Consider the following 19,232-nt stretch of genomic DNA (forward strand, 5'->3'; position numbering starts at 1 on the left):
AACGTCGCCACTGAAAGACGAAAGGCCTCGCATTGCGGGGCCTTTTCTTTTTTTCAGCAGCCGTGCCCATGTTGAATTTTGACAATCGTCAATTTTCAGGGTTTTCTTAAATTTCTTTCGCTAGCGTCGATGCCATCTGTTTCTCGAGGTATCCATGCTCCGGCTCTTCTCCGCATCCATCGTTCGTCAGATTGTCGCCATCGCGCTCGGTTTGCTGATCTTCAGTACCGTCGCCATCGTCTCTGTGACCTATTACAATCTGAGCTCCTACGTGATGACGAGCGCCGTCTCCGACGCGAAGGATGCGAGCCGGGCCATGGCGGTGCTGTACGGTGCTGCCGATCCGGCGGCGAAGGTCGATGTCAGCGACAACGCGCTTCTCGGCCTGACCGAAGAAAAGCTCCCCTCGCTCGGCGATCACGCGCTTGTCGACCGCACGGCCCAGTCCATTGGCGGCGTCGCGACGGTGTTCGAGCGCCAAGGTGGCGATTACGTCCGCGTCTCGACGAACGTGAAGAAGGAAAACGGCGACCGGGCCGTCGGCACGAAACTCGCAGCCAATCATCCCGCGCAGGCCGTCCTGGCAAATGGCCAAGCCTATTATGGCCCGGCGGATCTGTTCGGCCGCAAATTCATGACCGGCTACTTCCCGGTCAAGAATTCATCCGGGGCCAATATCGGTGTCCTCTTCATAGGCATTCCGATGGAAGTCTATTACAGCAGCCTGAACCAGCTGCTGACGTTGGTCGTGGGTGTCGGTGTCGGCGTGCTCGCGCTGATGGGCATCTTGGCCTATTTCGCCGTACGCGCTTCCGTCCGCCCGCTTGAAGCCCTAACGGCGACCATCCACGGGATCTCTGCCGGAAAGCTCGACGGCGCCGTGCCATGTGTCGAGAAGCAGAATGAATTCGGCGCCATCGGTCGCGCCCTGGCCCAGTTCCAGGACAGCGCCCGTGCGCGTCAGTTGCTGGAAACACAGGCTGCCGAACAGCGCCAGTTGAGCGACGCCGAGCGCGCCCGCAACGACGCCGAGAAACGCACCCTCGATGGCCAGATCGATTTCGCCGTCACCGAACTCGCCATGGGCCTCGGACGCCTGGCGCAGGGAGACGTGTCGCAGACCATCCAGACGCCGTTCGTCGGCCGTCTCGAACAGCTGCGTGTCGATTTCAACGCGTCGCTGGTCCGTCTGCAGGATACGCTCTCGCGGATCCGCGACAACGCATCCGTGATCCACGGAAATTCAGGAGCAATGCGTTCGTCCGCCGATGAGCTTTCGAAGCGAACCGAAGCCCAGGCTGCAAGCCTGGAAGAGACGGCGGCAGCCGTCGAGGAAATCACGGTAACGGTCCGTTCGTCCGCAGCGCGCGCCCGCGAGGCAAACGACGCGGTTTCGGAAACAAAGAAGACCGCCGATAGCTCCGGCGCAGTCGTCAGCGACGCGATCGCGGCGATGGATCGCATCGAGCAGGCGTCGAAGCAGATCGAGCAGATCATCGAAGTCATCGACGACATCGCATTCCAGACCAATCTTCTGGCTCTGAACGCCGGTATCGAGGCAGCGCGCGCCGGCGAGGCTGGCAAGGGCTTCGCCGTGGTGGCGCAGGAGGTTCGCGAACTTGCCCAGCGTTCGGCCGATGCGGCTCGCGAAATCAAGGGACTGATCGAGAAGTCGACCCGTGAGGTCACCGCCGGCTCGACGCTGGTGCAGAAGACGGGTGCCGTGCTTGCCTCGATCAGCCAGGAAATCATCGCCATCAGCAAGCATGTCGAAACGATCGCAACGGCAAGCCAGGATCAGTCCGCAGCGCTGCAGGAAGTGAACGGTTCGGTCAATGCGATGGACCAGATGACCCAGCAGAACGCGGCGATGGTCGAAGATACGACACAGGCGAGCCGACAGCTCGCCCATGAGGCCGATACGCTGATGACGTTGATCCGCCAGTTCCGCATCGATGCCTCGACGCCGGCCGATTACTTCGCCAGGAATGCCGCGTGACGCAGTCGCATTCCTGTCCACTTGCTGATGAACGCTTCCGGCGACGTAGGCGTGACGACGTGAGAAACGCGGCAAGCCGGACAGGCAGCGACTGGCCGACAGTATCGTAGAAGGCCTGTTCGGCGGCCGGTGTTTGCCGGTCGCTGGGGGTGAATTGGCGTTCGGCGAGAAACGAGAAGGCGATATACTCAATCATGGTGATGTCCTCTTGATGGAACATCGCTTTGGTTATCCCTCAAAATCTGCTTCATAAACCAGAGATATCTCATTATGTTTTTCACTCATGAAAAGCACGCAATGGGATTCCTTTCAGCTCTTCCTGCAGGTTGCCCGTCTCGGCGGCCTGACAGGGGCAAGTACCGCCAGCGGCCTGAGCCCCGCAACGATCGGTCGACGGATGCTCGATCTGGAGCAGGAAATCGGCAAGGCGCTGTTTCTGCGGAGCCAGACCGGCTATCGGCCGACGCCCGACGGATTGGCACTGCTCGAGCATCTGCAGGACATGGAGGCCGCTGCGCGCAAGGTCGAAGCGTGGCGGCTCGCCGGCACGCCGGCTGCAACGGTCAAGGTCGCGGCGGGCACCTGGGTCGCCTGGCTTCTGACAACGAATTTCTCCGCCATCCGTAACCCCGGCGATCCCTTCGCAGTATCGCTGACCATCGGTGAAGCGCGCGCGAGCCTCAGCTACCGCGAGAGCGATATCGGCATTCGCGCCTTCGAGCCGGAAGAGGGCAATCTGGCCGCCCGCCTGCTCGGCGAGGTCGCCTATGCTGTCTACGCACGGCGAAACGCAAGTGAGAGCGAGGAGCGATGGGTTGCCGTTAGCGAGGACGACGCGATCTCCAACTATCTCCGCTGGCCGTACCGAAATGCGGCGGCCTCGATCGTCGCGACGGTCAACCGACCGCGGTCCTTGCCGGAACTCGTCAGGGCAGGGGTTGGCAAGGCGGTGTTGCCTTGCTTCGTTGGTGACCTTGATCCGGAACTGCAGCGGCTTGGCGACGAGCTTCCGGAGCTGCGTCATCGTCAGTGGATCGTCATGAACAACGAGGATCGGCACCGGCCGGAAATCCGGACCGTTGCCGATCGAATGACGAGGTTGCTCAAGGGCTACGCGGATCTGATCGCCGGAAAGCGGGCGACGCGAAACTAGTTCAGGCGCCGCGCAGCCATCGCGGCCTCGTCAGCTACGGCTGGCGACAATGACCGGGATCAGCAGGTCTCCCCAGTTTCCGTCGCCGCCGTGATGCCTGGCCGAGCGAACGAGCTCGACGGAGACGCCGGCATCGACTGCCTTCATGACCGACAGGTTCAGCCGATGCAGGTCGTTTGCGAGCATTCGGATCATGCTCTGCTGATCTGCCGTCATGGTGGTTGATTGTTCCTCTGCGCGTTCCTTGACACGTGCGAGCGTAGGCATGGCCGTTTCTCCTCCTTCGGTCATTCAGCTGCTGGTTTGAACTGTGCGTGTTCGGTGGATTCATTCATAGCGGTGGTCGACGACCGCCCGCCGGTGATTGCCATCGAGACCGCGTCGAAGTAGCCGGTGCCGACTTCGCGCTGATGTTTCGTGGCCGTGTAGCCGTTCGCCTCGGCAGCGAATTCCGCCTGCTGCAACTCGGAATAGGCCGCCATCTGCCGATCACGATAGCCGCGCGCCAGTTCGAACATACCGAAATTCAGCTGATGGAAGCCGGCCAGCGTGATGAACTGGAACTTGTAGCCCATGGCTCCGAGCTCCCGCTGGAATTTCGCGATCGTCGCGTCGTCCAGGTTCTTCTTCCAGTTGAACGACGGCGAGCAGTTATAGGCAAGCAGCTTGCCGGGATGAACCTTGTGCACCCCTTCCGCGAACCGCCGTGCCTGATCGAGATCCGGCTTCGACGTCTCGCACCAGATCAGATCGCAATGCGGCGCGTAGGCGACGGCACGTGCGATGCAGGGCTCGAGGCCGCTGTGGACACGGTAGAAGCCTTCGACGGTTCGTCCGGCGGCGTAATCGACGAAAGGCTGATCGCGCTCGTCGATATCGGATGTCAGCAGCTTTGCGGCTTCCGCGTCGGTGCGGGCAATGACGAGCGTCGGTACGCCCATGACATCGGCAGCAAGACGCGCGGCATCGAGGTTACGGATATGCGCTGCGGTCGGGATCAGAACCTTGCCGCCGAGATGGCCGCACTTCTTTTCGGACGCCAGCTGATCCTCGAAATGGACGCCGGCGACCCCGGCCTCGATGTAGGCTTTCATGATCTCGAATGCATTGAGCGGGCCACCGAAACCGGCTTCGGCATCCGCAACGATCGGCGCAAACCAGTTCTCGACGGAGAGACCTTCGCCCTCGGAGGTCTCGATCTGATCAGCGCGCTGAAGCGTGCGGTTGATCCGCTTGGCGAGTTCGGGGCCGGCGTTTGCCGGGTAAAGCGATTGATCCGGATACATCGCCGACGCCGTGTTCGCGTCCGCCGCGACCTGCCATCCGGAAAGATAGATCGCCTTCAGGCCGGCGCGAACCATCTGCATTGCCTGGTTGCCCGAGAGCGCGCCGAGTGCATTGATGAACGGCTCGTCGTGCAGGAGTTGCCAGAGCCTGTTCGCGCCCATCTCGGCCAGCGTATGGCGAAGCGTCACCGATCCGCGCAGGCGTTTGACGTCATCGACCGAGTAGGGGCGCTCGATCCCATCAAAGCGGCCCTCGGGAATATCACGGTGAATTTTGTCAAAACCTGTCATTTTATCCTCCATTGCAGAAATGCCGTCTCGTTGGCTGATTGACAGGATTTACAAATCGGAGAGGAAAGGCCAGAAATATAAGTGAGCTGCTGGGGGTAAACGGGTTTACATGCAAAGAACTTGACAGAATGCTCAGGTATTGTTGTCAATATTTGTAAATTCGGCGAGGCTCTGTCGCTGTAAAGGATTGTCGCGTGGAACGAAAGATATTCGCCGGACCGAAGGTGCGGCGCATCCGCAACGGCCTTGGCGTGACGCAGGCGGCGATGGCCGAGGCATTGAGCATCTCGCCATCCTACCTCAATCTTATTGAGCGCAATCAGCGTCCGCTAACGGTGCAGCTGCTCATCAAACTGGCCGCCGTCTACAAGGTCGATCTCGAAGAGTTGCGCGATGACGGCGCTGGCAATCTCAATCAGCTGAAGGAAGTTTTCGCCGATCCCTTGCTGGCAAGCGAATTGCCCGGCGACCAGGAACTGGTGGAGGTTGCCGAAGCCGCACCCAACGCTGCAAGCGGTATCGTCAAGCTTTATCGGGCCTATCGGGAGCAGGCCGCGCGCCTCTCCGATTTCACGTCGCTGACTGCAGGCGAAGGAACCGTGCCGATCACAGGCGCGCGCCTCCCGGCCGACGAGGTGCGCGATCTCTTCGAAAGGCGGTCAGCTTATTTTCCTCAGATCGAGACCGCGGCCGAAACATTTCTGGCGGGGTTCTCAGGCGCCCGCGACCTGCCTTCCGCGCTCCGCGACTGGCTGCGCACCGAGCGCGGCATCGGTGTGCGTGTCCTTCCTGTTCACGTCATGCCGGATCTGCGTCGACGCTTCGATCGCCATTCGATGCGGCTCTTCATTTCGGAGCGCCTGTCACAGGCCGATCAGGCGCTTGAGATCGCCATCGAGGTCGCGACGCTTGCGCTTCGGGAAGCGCTTGCGGTCGAACTCGATGGTCTTGTCCTCTCCTCGCCCGAGGCGAAGAGGCTGGCCCGCTTCGAACTCGGCCGATACGCGGCGCTCTCCCTGTTGATGCCCTACGCCCCCTTCTTCGCCGCTGCACAGGCCACCCGCTATGACATCGATCTTCTCCGCGTGCGGTTCGACGTGTCCTTCGCCCAGGCCGCGACGCGGTTGACGATGCTGCAGCGTCCGGCGGCGCAGGCAATTCCATTCTTCCTGATCGAGATAGACGCCGCGGGGCACCGTCTGCGCAGCGCTGGCGCGCAAGGGTTTCCCTCCGTGCGGTTCGGCGGCGGCTGTCCCAAGCTGAACATGCATGCGGCCTTCTTGCAGCCAGGCCAGATCCTTGCCGAGACGGTCGAGATGCCGGACGGCGGACGCTATCTGACGGTTGCCCGGACGTTGGAGGGGCCGAATGTTCCGTTTGGCGAAAGAGTGAGGCGCACGGCAGTCCTCGTAGGCTGCGACGCATCGCTCGGAGAAGCAACGGTCTACGGTGCCATCGGAGGGCAATCCGCAGTGCCGATCGGAGCGGCTTGTCGCCTTTGCGAGCGGCGCGGCTGTCTGTCGCGCGCGGAGCCTCCGGTGACGCGTCCCCTCGGCCTCGACGAGATGGCGGCAGGCTTGAGCGGCTTCGATTTCCAGTGACGGTGAAATCATTGAGAGTGCAGGATTTTGCGCTTGTCGGCTTTTGAAATCCTTTCTAGTCTGCGTGCAAAACCAGAGGGCACAAGCCGTAATAAGGGTGTTTGTCGCACGCAAATGCCTCACAAACAGGAGAGATCATGAGGTCAACAATCGCGAGACTGGCAGCCACTGCCGTCGTGGCTGCGTTTTCTGCTGCGCCGTCGCTTGCGCAGGAGAAGGTTGTAAACATCTACAATTGGTCGGACTATATCGACAGTTCGATCCTTGAGGACTTCACCAAGGAAACCGGCATCAAGGTCGTCTACGACACCTTCGATTCCAACGAGACCGTTGAAACCAAGCTGCTGGCAGGCGGCACGGGTTATGACGTCGTCGTGCCGACGGCCGACTTCCTCCAGCGCCAGATCCAGGCAGGCGTGTTCCAGAAGCTCGACAAGTCGAAGCTGCCCAACCTGTCGAACATGTGGGATGTCATCGAGCAGCGCACGGCGTCCTACGACCCGGGCAATGAATATGCCGTCGACTACATGTGGGGCACTGACGGTATCGGCTACAACGTCAAGAAGGTCGCCGAGATCCTCGGCCCGGATGTGAAGCCAGGTCTGGAAGTCATCTTCGATCCGAAGATCGCTGCCAAGTTCAAGGATTGCGGCATCTATGTCCTCGACACGCCGAAGGATGTGATCTCGACGGCACTGCACTATCTCGGCCTCGATCCGAATTCGACAAAGGCTGAGGACTTCAAGAAGGTCGAAGAGCTGCTGACCTCCGTCCGTCCCTACATCCGCAAGTTCCATTCGTCCGAATACATCAATGCTCTGGCAAATGGCGATATCTGCATCGCGTTCGGCTATTCGGGTGACGTTCTGCAGGCGCGTGACCGTGCCGAAGAGGCGAAGAACGGCGTCGAGGTGGATTACTCCATTCCGTCGCAGGGTGCGCAGATGTGGTTCGACCTGATGGCGATCCCGGCCGATGCGCCGCACGTCGCCGAAGCGCATGAATTCATCAACTACATGATGAAGCCCGAAGTCATTGCCAAGGCCAGCAACTACGTCTTCTACGCCAACGGCAACAAGGCGTCGCAGGAGTTCGTGGACAAGGAGGTTCTGGAGGACACGGCGATCTATCCGGATGCCGACACCATGAAGAAGCTCTTCACGATCTCGCCGTGGGATCCGAAAACGCAGCGCACCGCGACCCGGCTCTGGACAAAGGTTGTCACTGGCCAGTAATCGATCGACAGGCCCGGACGGCAACGCCCGGGCCTTTTCTTAAGCCGATTGCGGGGAACTTCGGTTCGAAATTTCATACTTCGGGGAACATTATGAAGTCACTTGGCAATATCCGTCGCTCGTTTGCGCCGTGGGCGGACGCGACGTCGAAGCCCTTCATCTCGTTTAAGAATGTGACGAAACGGTTCGGCGATTTCACCGCCGTCGATGATCTGTCGCTGAACATCTATCACCGCGAGTTCTTTGCGCTGCTCGGTGCCTCGGGCTGTGGGAAGTCGACGCTTCTTCGCATGCTTGCAGGCTTCGAACAGCCGACGGCAGGCGAAATCGTTCTTGATGGGACCGACATGGCCGGAACGCCGCCCTACCGGCGGCCCGTCAACATGATGTTCCAGTCCTACGCCCTCTTTCCCCACATGACCGTCGAGAAGAACATCGCCTTCGGTCTGCGCCAGGATGGCATGCAGAAGGACGAGATCGGCGAGCGCGTCCTGCAAATGCTGAAGATGGTCAAGCTGGAAAAGTTCGCCTCGCGCAAACCCAACCAGCTATCCGGCGGCCAGCGCCAGCGCGTTGCCTTGGCACGCTCGCTTGCCAAGCGTCCGAAGGTGCTGCTGCTCGACGAGCCGTTGGGCGCACTCGACAAGAAGCTGCGCGAGGAAACCCAGTTCGAGCTCATGGACCTGCAGCAGAACCTCGGTCTGACCTTCGTCGTCGTGACCCACGACCAGGAAGAGGCAATGACCATGGCCGATCGCATCGCGGTCATGAGCCACGGCAAGGTCATTCAGGTTGCCACGCCCGCCGAAATCTACGAAGCGCCCAACTCGCGTTTCGTTGCCGACTTCATCGGCGATGTGAACATCTTCGACGGCAAGGTTACCGCGGCCGCGGCCGGCACCGTCGAGATTGCCGCTGACGGTGGTATGATGGTCAAGGTCGCAAGCAGCGACACTCCCTCCGTCGGCAGCGCCGCCGGCTTCGCCATTCGTCCGGAAAAGCTCAAGGTAACGCGAACGCCTCCGGCAAATCCCGGCGTGAACGCTGCATCGGGCGAGCTTTGGGACATCGCTTATCTCGGCGATATGACGGTTTTCCATATCAAGCTGAAGAGCGGAAAGGTCGTAAAGGCCTCGCTGTTGAATGCCCAGCGGGCGGTCGAGGATCCGTTCACCTATGACCAGGAAGTGTGGATCAGCTTCGCCGAAGACGCCGGCGTCCTGTTGAAGGATTGAGATATGGGCAAGCTCGGTTCCGCCTTCTACAACCGCCTCGTTATCATCGTTCCCTACGTCTGGCTGCTGCTGTTCTTCCTGGCGCCATTCTTCATCGTCTTCCGGATTTCGCTTTCGACCACCGCGATCGCGATGCCTCCTTACGAGCCTGTGTTCTTCTGGTCCGATGGCTGGGCCGGCATATCCGAGAAACTGTCGGCGTTCTCGTTCGACAACTATCACTATCTGATCGACGATCCGCTCTATTTCAACGCCTATCTGTCGAGCGTCATTATCGCCGGCGTATCGACGTTCCTGACGCTGCTGATCGCCTATCCGATCGCCTATGGCATGGCGCAGGCGCCGCGCACCATTCGCCCGACGCTGGTCATGCTCGTGATCCTGCCGTTCTGGACGAGCTTCCTGATCCGCGTCTACGCCTGGATCGCGATCCTCAAGCCGGAAGGATTGTTCAATCAGCTGCTGCAGTCGCTGCACATCATCGACAGCCCGCTGATCATCCTGAACACCAACATCGCGGTCTATATCGGTATCGTCTATTCCTACCTGCCGTTCATGGTGCTGCCGCTCTATTCGTCGCTCGAGAAGATGGACGGAACGCTGATCGAGGCAGCACAGGATCTCGGATGCACGCCGATATCGGCCTTCTGGCGTGTGACGTTCCCGCTGTCGCTTCCGGGTGTCGTTGCGGGCTGCATGCTGGTCTTCATCCCGGCTGTCGGCGAGTTCGTCATTCCCGATCTGCTCGGCGGATCGCAGACCTTGATGATCGGCAAGACCTTGTGGAACGAGTTCAACGCCAATCGCGACTGGCCGGTATCCTCGGCCGTGGCGACGATCCTGCTTCTGATCCTCGTCATTCCGATCGTGTTCTTCCAGAACGCGCAAGCCAAAGCCGACGAGCAGGGGAAGTAGGCCATGCTGAAGTGGACCCGTTTCAACATCGCTTCCGTGGCGCTTGGCTTTGCCTTTCTCTACCTTCCGATCGTTCTTCTCGTCGTCTTTTCGTTCAACGAGTCGAAGCTGGTCACGGTATGGGGCGGTTTCTCGACCAAGTGGTACACCTCGCTCTTTCATAACCAGGCGCTTCTCGATGCCGCCTGGGTGACGATCCGCGTCGGCCTGCTCTCGGCGACCGCCGCGACCGTTCTCGGAACCTTTGCGGCGCTCGCGCTGGTTCGCTACACGCGGTTCCGCGGCCGGATGCTCTTCTCGGGCATGGTCTATGCGCCGCTCGTCATGCCGGAGGTTATCACCGGCCTGTCGCTGCTGCTGCTCTTCGTCGCCGTCGGCTTCGACCGAGGCTTCTGGACCATCACGCTGGCGCACACGACCCTGACCATGTGCTTCGTCGCCGTGGTCGTGCAGTCCCGCTTGCTGACCTTCGATCGCTCGATCGAGGAGGCCGCGATGGACCTCGGAGCGCCGCCGGTCCGGACGTTTTTCGAGGTGACGCTGCCGATCATCGCGCCGGCCGTTCTCTCCGGCTGGATTTTGGCTTTCACGCTGTCGCTCGACGACCTGGTGATTGCGAGCTTCACGTCGGGACCGGGCGCCACCACCCTGCCGATGAAGATCTACAGCCAGGTTCGTCTTGGCGTGACGCCTGAGATCAATGCGGTGTGCACGATCCTTATCGGCATCGTCGCCATCGGCGTCATCGTCGCATCGACGATCACCAAGCGCCGTGAACTGCAGCGCGAACGAGATGAGCGGGCTGCGGCCAACGCACCCTGATTACTTTGTCGTGCCCTGGGTGGAGGCCGGAACCATGGAAATCACAGGGTCCGGCCAGGAACCGCCGACGAAAAACGGCAGGCCGGGGAAATTCTGGCTCGCGCTTGGCTGCGTGGCGCCGATGGCTCCCGAAAGAGCCAGTCCGCTTGATTTGTAAGGGATGACGCCGGTCAGCACGATGGTCTCGACCGGTCCATCTATCACGGCGTTGCGAATGGTTGCGACGCCGTCCGACAGGTCGGCAGCCATGTCGAACTTGTCGAAGGCAAATGACCGGTGCGATACGGCGCTGAGGTCGAAAAATTCCCCTGTCGCCGCCTTGCTGCGAATGGCTTCGGCATCGAAGCCCGGGAGCGATCCGGAGAGCGCGTGAAATCCGATCGTTCCGGTCACATCGGCAGGTCCGGCCTTCCAAAGCGGAAGTGCCGTGCGGACGGACAGATCGAGCGAGCCTGTCGTCAGCGGAAGCGGTCCCTTCAGCTGCAGTCGCTCGATCAGGTTGGCGAAATCGGCGCCGCTGATCGAGAGTTGAAGCTTACCGCCGCCGTCGAAATCGCCGCGGGTCGCTTCCAGATGCGCGGTCAGCGATCCGCCCTCGAACTGGCTGTCGCCGATATCGAACTTGGCCTCGTTGCTGGACACGATGATGCCGGCGCCGACGTTTGTCAGCTCGAATGGGGCAATATCCGCCCGTTTCGCCGAGAAACGAAGATCGAGATCCAGCTGCTGCAACGCGCCGCCATCCGGCGGTCCGCCGGCTTCGCCTGCCGCGAGGCGCAATGCGAAAGCATCGAACAACGACCGGAAGTTCATCTCGTCAAAAGCGAGCGTGCCGCCAAGTTTCGGTCGCTTGCCGGGCATGAAGGTGACATCCATGGCCCCGGTGGCGCTCGCCCCGTTCATCCCCATGCTGACATTGTTGAAACGGAAGCCATTATCCGCCGAGACCATGTCGCTCTCGATCGAAAAAGCCTTGAGCGTTGCAACGCCGGGCAACGAACGGTCTGCCCAGGTGAGCAGGGCCGGGAGGTCCGGAATGGTCACCGCCATGCTGCCGGAGTAGCCGAGAAGATGGGTAATGCTGCCAACGCCGTCGAAGCGCGCAGTCAACAGATTGGATGCCAACGAGGCAGTCATCGGCGCGCGCTTTCCTCCGAAGACCAGCAGAGGGCTTGGCGAGGAGAAGTCCAGCTTCAGGTCGAGGCCGTTGGTGCGGGCGATAAGAACCGCGCTCAGCGGATTGGAAAGCTTCGACCAGCTTACATCGGCAGTCACGCCCTCGAAGTGATAGGATTTACCGCTGGCGACGTCGGTAACATTAAGTGTGCCGTCCTCGACCGTGATCGTTCCGACGCGTGCGTCCAGCCTGGGATCGAGCTTTTCCTGGTTGCCGTCGCTTCCGGCGGCATTGATCGCCTTGGCGAGCTGGCCTTCGTTCGTCCAGTCGATCATGCCGCTCTTCTCGCGGGTCAGCTGGAGGTTGGGCCGCAGCAGATGGAATTCGTGGAAGCTCGCCTTGCCTCTGATCGCATCGATCAGGTTGAATTCGGCCGATAGGCTCTCGATCGTTCCAAGCAGCTTCTTCTCGTCGGTCTTCTGGCGAACGGAGATCTGGCTGAGCGTGATGCGCGGCGTGGGCCAGAATTCGACGACCGGCCTGCCTGCGATCTCGGCATTGTAGCCGATCCATTTCGACAGCGCGTCTTCGATGCCCGAGCGCACCATGCCGGTGGAGATGAGATAGGGGCCGGCCACGCGAAGCGAGACGAACACGGTCAGCGCGACGAGCAGCACCACTGTGGCGAGCCTGGCGATACCGGGCAACCAACGGGACACAGGCTTCATTTTCTTCCGCCACTGCGGCTGTCGAGACGTCGTCATAAGCTTCGCCCGTTTTTCGGCGCTCGTCCGTTAATCTACTGAAATGCCGGATATATCAATTGCCGGACAGTTGCAAATCGATCGCCTTTGCCCTCCGGTTTCCACCTTTCTTGCGCGCTGCAGCATGATATATAGGCGACGGAACAGGAGAAGCTTGGATGCGTGACGATAAGCCACTCTGGATGCCCTCGCCAGCCTCGATCAAGGCTTCTCCGATGCATGCCTTCATGCAGGCCTGCAACGACGCGCACGGTCTCGGGCTGGAAAGCTACGCCGATCTCCACGGCTGGTCCGTCGCCGAGCGGGAGCATTTCTGGAACGCTGTCTGGAATTTCTGCGGCGTGATAGGCGATCGCGGTGCCCGCACGCTGATCAACGACGAAACCATGATCGATGCCCGCTTCTTTCCCGATGCGATCCTGAATTTCGCCGAAAACCTGCTCGCCGGTAAAGGCCATGGTGACGCCATCGTCTTCCGCGGCGAGGACAAGGTGGAGGATCGCTGGAGCTGGGACAGACTTCGCGATCTGGTGTCGCGGCTGCAGCAGGCTCTGCGCGCCGAGGGTATCGGCGCCGGCGATCGTGTTGCGGCAATGATGCCGAACATGCCGGAGACCGTAGCCTTCATGCTGGCGGCGGCGTCCATCGGGGCGATCTGGTCGTCCTGTTCGCCCGATTTCGGGGAGCAGGGCGTGCTCGATCGCTTCGGCCAGATCGGCCCGAAATTGTTCGTCGCCTGCGATGCCTATTGGTACGGCGGCAAGCTTCAGGATGTGAAGGAAAAGGTAGTGGCGGTCGCCAGGGGGCTCGGCAGTCCTGTCGTCGTTGTTCACTATGCCGGCGATGCCGAGGCGGTCGCGCACCAAACACCGAACGCGAGGACGCTCGACGCGTTCATTGCTCCCTATGCCCCCTCCGACCTGCAGTTTGTCCGCCTACCGTTTTCACATCCGCTCTATATCCTGTTCTCGTCGGGGACCACGGGCGTGCCGAAGTGCATCGTGCATTCGGCGGGCGGCACGCTGCTGCAGCATCTCAAGGAACATCGCCTTCATTGCGGACTGCAGCCGGGCGAAAAACTCTTCTACTTCACGACCTGCGGCTGGATGATGTGGAACTGGTTGGTCAGCGGCCTCGCCGTTGGCGCAACGCTCTGCCTGTTCGACGGGTCGCCGTTCGCGCCTGATGGCAACGTGTTGTTCGACTACGCACAAGCCGAGAAATTTGCCGTGTTCGGCACGTCCGCGAAGTACATCGACGCCGTGCGTAAGAGCGGGCTTGTTCCGCGCAACTCCCATGATCTTTCCAGCTTGCGGCTAATGACATCAACCGGCTCGCCGCTGTCGCCCGAGGGATTCACCTTCGTCTACGAGGGGATCAAGACGGACATTCAGCTGGCCTCGATTTCCGGCGGTACGGACATCGTCTCCTGCTTCGTCCTTGGAAATTCGCTGCAGCCCGTCTGGCGCGGCGAGATACAGGGCCCCGGCCTCGGCCTTGCGATGGACGTCTGGGATGACGAAGGCCATCCGGTGCGTGGACAGAAGGGGGAGCTCGTGTGCACGAGGGCGTTCCCATCCATGCCCGTGATGTTCTGGAACGATCCCGATCGCGCAAAATATCGCGCCGCCTATTTCGAGCGGTTCGACAATATCTGGTGCCATGGCGATTTCGCCGAATGGACGGAGCACGACGGCATCGTCATTCACGGCCGCTCGGATGCAACGCTCAATCCGGGCGGCGTACGGATCGGCACGGCGGAGATATACAATCAGGTCGAGCAGATGGGCGAGGTGGCCGAAGCGCTGTGCATCGGTCAGGATTGGGACGATGACGTTCGCGTGATCCTGTTCGTGCGTCTCGCGTCTGGCGTTGCCCTTACGGACGAATTGGTGAAGGCGATCAAGACGCGGATACGCACCGGCGCATCGCCACGCCACGTGCCTGCGAAGATCATCGCGGTCGCCGATATTCCGAGGACCAAATCCGGCAAGATTGTCGAACTCGCCGTTCGCGAAGTCGTGCATGGCCGCCCGGTCAAGAACAAGGAAGCGCTCGCCAATCCCGAGGCGCTGGATCTCTTCGCCGCACTTCCGGAACTGCGCGGCTAGTTGTTAAAATGCGAACGAAACTACAAGCTTTGACCTTCAAAAGCTGCCTTGCAGCGGCAACTTTTCGTTAAGAAACCTTTGTCAAAGGTGAATGTAACTTGGGGCTGCTGATGAACGAGGCAGCTTGGAGCCCCGGCTCCCGAAACATGATGTTGAACGACTAAGCCCTTGTTGAACAGCACTGAACTTTACAGGCAGCCACTTCGGCTGCCTTTTTTCGTTCAGCCTGCGAGAACGCGTTGCGACGGGAAGGCGATCTCGACGAGCGTACCTTCGTTCGGCGTCGAACTGATCGCGAAGATCGCACGGTTCGCATCGACCATTGCCTTGGTCAGCGGCAGGCCAAGCCCGGTCCCTTCGCCGCGATGGCGCGATTGTGTCGACACCTGGCGGAAAGGCTTCATCGCCTGATCGAGCTCACTGCGGGTCATCCCGACGCCGGTGTCGCGAATGCGAAGGACAACGCTGCCGTTGGCCTCATAGGACGTGGACACTACGATCTGACCGCCCGACGGCGTGAAACGGATCGAGTTCGACAGGATGTTGAGCGCGATCTGCTTGATGGAGCGGAGATCGGCGACGACATCGGGAATGGCCTGCGACAGTGCCGTCCGGATGATGACGCGCTGGCTGTTTGCCTGCGGCTGCAGCAGCGATACCGCTTCCGAAATGGCCTCGTTGAGCTTGACGGCATCGAAGTCGAGGTCCATTTCGCCTGCCTCGATCTTGGAGATATCCAAAAGATCGTTGACGATATCGAGGACATGACGGCCTGAGCGACCGATGTCGTTGGCATATTCGACGTAGCGCGGATGCCCGATCGTGCCGAAACGTTCCGTCGCCATCATGTCGGAGAAGCCGATGATCGCATTGAGGGGCGTGCGGATCTCGTGGCTGACGCGTGCGAGGAAATCCGTCTTGTGGGCATTGGCGGTTTCGGCCGCGCTCTTGGCAGTGCGCAGGTCGTCTTCGGTGCGCTTCCACTGGGTAATGTCGCGGATGACGGCGCAGTAACCGTTCGACGAGGTGAGGCGGCCCATCGTCATGAAAAGCGGCACGAAACCACCGGCAGCCTCGCGCCCGATCACTTCGCGACCGTCGTTCAGGACGCTCGCGACGCCGTGGCCGGAGAGCCCGTTGAGATAATCGAGCACGGCCCGCTGGCTTTCATGAGCGAAGAGCATGACGAAGGGTTTGCCGCGCGTCTCTTCTTCATCGTAGTTGAAAAGAGCGCTGGCCGAACGGTTCATCGAGCGGATGTCGCCCTCGCTGCCGATGACGACAACGCCGTCAGTGGCGGTCTCTAGGATCGATCTCAGCTCCTCGACTTCAACCTGCAGCCGGGCAACCTTTTCGACCATCCGATCGGTGGCGCGGGGCTCCGCCGGTGCGATATCCTTCGCCGGCACCGTTCCATCGTTTGCGGTCGGCATCAGCGCCAGCATCAGTGCGCTGGATTCTTCCCAGCGAATGGACTGCAGCCGTGCCGAAACCGGCACCAGTTCGTCTTCGGCGGTGACGAGCATCATGGCGCTGCCGCCGCGTGCGTTTCCTGTTAGCTCGTGCCGCTGCAGCAGAGCGTCGATACCGCCGACATCAGAAAGCTCCTCGAGCGAGCCGTAACCGGTCAGCCGCATGAACTCCGGATTGGCATGGATCAGGTCGTCGCCGGCATGAATGAGAACGGCAACAGGCAGCTGGTCGATCACACCAGCGGAGAAGCCGTCCGTCATCTTCACCCGTGGCGGAATGAAGCTCGCCAGAATATCCATCTGGCTGACGGTCTCCTCAAGGCCCTCGATGACATCGTCTTCTTCGTCAGCACTCGCCTGTGCAGCATTGTCGGACATCGATTCCAACGGCTCAGCAATTTCCTCGAGCGGTGCGACAGGCTCGGCAGCGTGACTTTCTTCCCCAGAAGCAGCATTCTCGCCAGCCGGAGCATCCTCATCGGTTTCCGATGCGCGAACACCGAAGGCCTCGAGGCGCTTGGCGATTTCGCGGAAGTTTGCCTGCTCAGCCGTGGTCAGCGTCGGCCCGGCGCCGTGAAGCTGAACGATCTTGTCGGTCAGCCAGCGGTTCGGCGTTTCTACGATCCGGAGCGCCGGCGGCTCGACGCGAGGCGCCTCCGTCGGCTGCTCCTCGGGGACAGGTGCTTCGGCGACAGGCTCTGGCTGTGCGGCAACGGGTTCCAACTCCGGAGCGATAGTCTCTGGCCGTGCGGTATCGGGTTCCGGCTTCGCGGAAACAGACTCCTCCTCAGCCGGTTCGACGGTATCAACGACGTCAGGCGTCTCGTCTTCGACCTGCACCGGCGCGGTCTCTTCCTCGGACTGCGCTTCGACAGGCAGGTCCTCATCCGCTTTCGCCTGTTCCAGTTCCGGCGGCGTCGGCTCCTGCGCCAGGAAGGTCAGGCCGAGTGCCAGCGGATCCTCGGCGGCGTCGGCGAGGCGCACGACACCGAAACCACGAAAGCCGTCGAACTCGCGGCTTCTCGTATAGGTCGGCAAGGCTGCGAGATCGACGGGAACGGCCAGGCTCGTTCCCTCGATCGGCCAGTTGATCGTCTTTCCCGACCACGTGTCGCGGCGCGCCAACGCTTCGGCGATCTTGCCTTCCGGATCGAGGTTGAAGAGGGCGGCGATGTCGCTGAACGCAACGCCGATGATGTCGGCAGCATGCGGGCCGACGGCTTCCGCGAACTCGTCCGAGACTTCGCTGAAACGCCCCTCGGCATCGATTTTCCAGACAAAGCGGGTCGCCCGGCTGTTCGGCCTGAACACGAAGGCAGTATTGTCGGATGCTGCCTGCACGGCCGGTGCTTCCGACGCTGCGAGATCGACTACGGTGATCTCGTCTTCGTGTTCGGCCACTGCCTGGGCCGGCTGATCCGTCGCCTGATCCGCAGTGAGTTCGATGTCTGATGGCATCGGCTCGGCTTCGGTTGCAACCTCTGCCGACTCATCCGCAGCGTCATCGACGACAATATCCGTAGCGTCAGTGGCAGGCTCCTCGACGACCTCGAGCACAGGCTCCTCGATCACCTCAGGTGCCGTTTCCGTTAGCTCTGCTTCGACGGCTTCTTCAGCAACGACAGAGGCCTCGGCGGCATCGTCGCTAGCGTCGATACGCTCTTCCGGTTCGTCCTCTATGTCCTCGATCCCGGCAACGGCGTCGATCGCATCGGCGAAGTCGGGTGCGGGCGCGTCAACAACATGGTTAACGGCGCTTGTGGATAAGTCCGGCGCTTCCATCGGGTCGAGTCGTCCGAGAACGGTCTCGACGGCAAAGAGAAGATTGAGCGGTGGTGTGTCGCTGATTCGCCCGACCGCGGCAGGAAGATAACCTTTACCCGTCGCGACCGGTCGCTTCACGAGACCATGCGCGCTTTCACCAGCCATAATCGCCAGCGAACGTGCCGTCTGCTGGGTGACGCCGAGCGACGCAAAGCCAGGCGAAGAGGCGATGATTTCACCATCGTCGCCGATCACGGCCATATGGGTGTCAGGGTCGTCGAGACCGCTCAGCATCCGCTTGGCGCTGTCGCGCAAGGGCGGTTTCGCCGAAGCCGGTAGGAAGACCAGAATGGCCTGTTCGCCGGAGGAGAGATTAAGAAGTTCGACGCCGGCCTGGACGGCAACGCGCTGAAAGCCTTCCGCGATGCGGATCATGAAGTTGCGGCTGTCACCAACGGCTGCAAGTTGCCGCGCGGTTGCCTCAAGCTGTCGAAAGGTAATGTCTGTTCGGCTGATGCCCTGTTCGACAAGGTCGTAGACGGCAGAATACCCGAAAAGCTCGGCGCCCGAACCGTTGGCCCACAGCGCGCGGGTGAGATCGGCGGAAAGCAGGACCAGCGCTTCGCCACGCGCAAAACGTTCCCTCACGCGCGGGTGAACGGCGATATCGATGAACGGATACTGGACTGCCGGCATGCTCGCACCTTCGGGCTTCGGGCATTGAAATTAACGCTCTATTAATAACGACAGGCTGCATGAGGGTCCAGCAGAGGCCCGGAGTTTCGAGCGGAAAGGTTAATGCGTTGTGCAGTGCACAATGATATTGCAATGCACAAGGATCTGCTATATATAATGGTCATCTAACGAATGAGGCTTAGCCCATGCCCAGACCAAAGGAGCGCAGACCCATGGCGAAAATCGACGACGTTTTTTCGATCTCTTCCTTCGACCCTGCAAAGTTCGCGGATTCTTTCCGTGATTTCGCCGAGAAGGGGGCTCAGCAGTCCCGCGAGGCCTACGCGAAGATGAAGGTCGCGGGCGAGGAAGCCGGTAAGACGCTGGAAACGACCGTGCAGACGGCCCAGGCTGGCGTTGCTGAGATCGGCCATAAGGCCATCGACGCGCTGCGCGTGAACGCCGAACACTCCCTGACGCACATGGACGCTCTTCTGTCCGTCAAGTCGGTTGCCGAACTGATCGAACTCCAGACCTCGTTTCTGCGCAAGCAGACCGAGCTGACGATCGAGCAGGCAAAGTCGATGCAAGAGACCTCCAAGCAGGTTGCCGAAAAGCTCGCCAAGCCGAGCAAGGAAGCCGCGGAAAAGGTTATGGCGTCCTTCAAGGCGGCCTGATCTAATCACCGAGACAACAAAAGGCTGGACCGTTCGTCCGGCCTTTTTGTATATTGAGGGGAGATAGGGCTTGAATTAATTCTCAAGTCCTCGTATGTGAGCCCCGTCGCGTCGG

The 19,232-nt window shown here is 60.8% G+C and carries 13 protein-coding genes; 9 read left to right on the forward strand and 4 right to left on the reverse strand.

Going from position 1 to position 19,232, the window contains the following annotated elements; translation table 11 throughout:
- Positions 1 to 154: 154 nt before the first annotated feature.
- On the forward strand, positions 155 to 1,999 hold the full coding sequence (locus FZ934_RS00800; protein WP_153269504.1) for a methyl-accepting chemotaxis protein: 1,845 nt from the start codon (positions 155 to 157) through the stop codon (positions 1,997 to 1,999).
- Positions 2,000 to 2,282: 283 nt separating this feature from the next.
- Positions 2,283 to 3,152, forward strand: coding sequence for a LysR family transcriptional regulator (locus tag FZ934_RS00805; RefSeq protein WP_153269505.1), 870 nt, complete (start codon positions 2,283 to 2,285; stop codon positions 3,150 to 3,152).
- Between the two features lie 30 nt (positions 3,153 to 3,182).
- Here the strand turns inward: FZ934_RS00805 and FZ934_RS00810 are convergent, their stop codons facing one another.
- Together FZ934_RS00810 and aceA are read right to left on the reverse strand one after the other, a co-directional pair.
- A complete protein-coding gene (locus tag FZ934_RS00810; protein WP_153269506.1) occupies positions 3,183 to 3,419 on the reverse strand; it encodes an SMc00767 family acetate metabolism repressor in 237 nt (78 codons plus the stop codon).
- A 20-nt stretch (positions 3,420 to 3,439) separates the two neighbouring features.
- The gene (gene aceA / locus FZ934_RS00815) at positions 3,440 to 4,729 is read right to left on the reverse strand and encodes an isocitrate lyase (protein WP_153269507.1); all 1,290 of its coding nucleotides are present in this window, start codon (positions 4,727 to 4,729) and stop codon (positions 3,440 to 3,442) included.
- Between the two features lie 194 nt (positions 4,730 to 4,923).
- Between aceA and FZ934_RS00820 the strand changes: the two genes are divergently transcribed.
- The 5 genes from FZ934_RS00820 to FZ934_RS00840 all read left to right on the forward strand — a co-directional run bounded on the left by FZ934_RS00820 (position 4,924) and on the right by FZ934_RS00840 (position 10,537).
- Positions 4,924 to 6,330, forward strand: a complete 1,407-nt coding sequence (locus FZ934_RS00820) for a helix-turn-helix domain-containing protein (RefSeq protein WP_153269508.1) — start codon at positions 4,924 to 4,926, stop codon at positions 6,328 to 6,330.
- A gap of 137 nt (positions 6,331 to 6,467) precedes the next feature.
- Positions 6,468 to 7,565, forward strand: coding sequence for a polyamine ABC transporter substrate-binding protein (locus tag FZ934_RS00825; protein WP_153269509.1), 1,098 nt, complete (start codon positions 6,468 to 6,470; stop codon positions 7,563 to 7,565).
- A 92-nt stretch (positions 7,566 to 7,657) separates the two neighbouring features.
- Positions 7,658 to 8,800 (forward strand): ABC transporter ATP-binding protein, encoded by a 1,143-nt coding sequence (locus FZ934_RS00830; protein WP_153269510.1) that lies wholly within the window; start codon positions 7,658 to 7,660, stop codon positions 8,798 to 8,800.
- Between the two features lie 3 nt (positions 8,801 to 8,803).
- Positions 8,804 to 9,715: an ABC transporter permease subunit gene (locus tag FZ934_RS00835; RefSeq protein ID WP_153269511.1), complete on the forward strand. Its 912-nt coding sequence runs from the start codon at positions 8,804 to 8,806 to the stop codon at positions 9,713 to 9,715.
- A gap of 3 nt (positions 9,716 to 9,718) precedes the next feature.
- Entirely contained in the window at positions 9,719 to 10,537 is an 819-nt protein-coding gene (locus tag FZ934_RS00840; protein ID WP_153269512.1) for an ABC transporter permease, read from the forward strand.
- Here the strand turns inward: FZ934_RS00840 and FZ934_RS00845 are convergent, their stop codons facing one another.
- Positions 10,538 to 12,418: an AsmA family protein gene (locus FZ934_RS00845; RefSeq protein ID WP_153269513.1), complete on the reverse strand. Its 1,881-nt coding sequence runs from the start codon at positions 12,416 to 12,418 to the stop codon at positions 10,538 to 10,540.
- A 158-nt stretch (positions 12,419 to 12,576) separates the two neighbouring features.
- Here FZ934_RS00845 and FZ934_RS00850 point away from each other — a divergent pair, with 158 nt between their 5' ends.
- Positions 12,577 to 14,529 carry an acetoacetate--CoA ligase gene (locus tag FZ934_RS00850; protein WP_153269514.1) on the forward strand — a complete coding sequence of 651 codons (1,953 nt, stop codon included), beginning with the start codon at positions 12,577 to 12,579 and terminating at the stop codon, positions 14,527 to 14,529.
- A 221-nt stretch (positions 14,530 to 14,750) separates the two neighbouring features.
- On the opposite strand, the gene FZ934_RS00855 is transcribed toward FZ934_RS00850, so the two are convergent.
- The gene (locus FZ934_RS00855; protein WP_153269515.1) at positions 14,751 to 18,461 is read right to left on the reverse strand and encodes an ATP-binding protein; all 3,711 of its coding nucleotides are present in this window, start codon (positions 18,459 to 18,461) and stop codon (positions 14,751 to 14,753) included.
- Positions 18,462 to 18,673: 212 nt separating this feature from the next.
- On the opposite strand from FZ934_RS00855, the gene FZ934_RS00860 reads away from it, so the two are divergent.
- A complete protein-coding gene (locus tag FZ934_RS00860; protein WP_153269516.1) occupies positions 18,674 to 19,117 on the forward strand; it encodes a phasin in 444 nt (147 codons plus the stop codon).
- Positions 19,118 to 19,232 lie beyond the last annotated feature (115 nt).

The organism is Rhizobium grahamii, from assembly GCF_009498215.1.
Lineage (GTDB): Bacteria > Pseudomonadota > Alphaproteobacteria > Rhizobiales > Rhizobiaceae > Rhizobium > Rhizobium grahamii_A.